Annotated in this window: 1 rRNA gene; it reads left to right on the top strand. The window is 53.3% G+C overall.

Annotation, left to right across the window (positions count from 1 at the left end):
- A 23S ribosomal RNA gene (locus tag FDW88_RS12325) occupies window positions 1-693 on the top strand; the annotation flags it as partial.
- Window positions 694-721: the final 28 nt, after the last annotated feature.

The following is a 721-nucleotide window of genomic DNA, read 5'->3' as shown; positions in this document are numbered from 1 at the left end:
ATCCGGGTTGCGGACAGTGTCTGGTGGGTAGTTTGACTGGGGCGGTCTCCTCCTAAAGAGTAACGGAGGAGCACGAAGGTTAGCTAATCCTGGTCGGACATCAGGAGGTTAGTGCAAAGGCATAAGCTAGCTTGACTGCGAGAGTGACGGCTCGAGCAGGTGCGAAAGCAGGTCTTAGTGATCCGGTGGTTCTGAATGGAAGGGCCATCGCTCAACGGATAAAAGGTACTCCGGGGATAACAGGCTGATACCGCCCAAGAGTTCATATCGACGGCGGTGTTTGGCACCTCGATGTCGGCTCATCACATCCTGGGGCTGAAGTAGGTCCCAAGGGTATGGCTGTTCGCCATTTAAAGTGGTACGCGAGCTGGGTTTAGAACGTCGTGAGACAGTTCGGTCCCTATCTGCCGTGGGCGCTGGAGAATTGAGGGGGGCTGCTCCTAGTACGAGAGGACCGGAGTGGACGCATCACTGGTGTTCGGGTTGTCATGCCAATGGCATTGCCCGGTAGCTAAATGCGGAAGAGATAAGTGCTGAAAGCATCTAAGCACGAAACTTGCCCCGAGATGAGTTCTCCCTGACTCCTTGAGAGTCCTGAAGGAACGTTGAAGACTACGACGTTGATAGGTCGGGTGTGTAAGTGTAGCGATACATTGAGCTAACCGATACTAATGAACCGTGAGGCTTAACCTTACAACGCCAAAGGTGTTTTGGCGAAAGA

This window comes from Citrobacter sp. wls829, from assembly GCF_005280825.1.
In the GTDB taxonomy this organism is placed as follows: Bacteria; Pseudomonadota; Gammaproteobacteria; order Enterobacterales; family Enterobacteriaceae; genus Citrobacter; species Citrobacter gillenii.
This window is presented reverse-complemented; position numbering and strand designations above follow the sequence as displayed.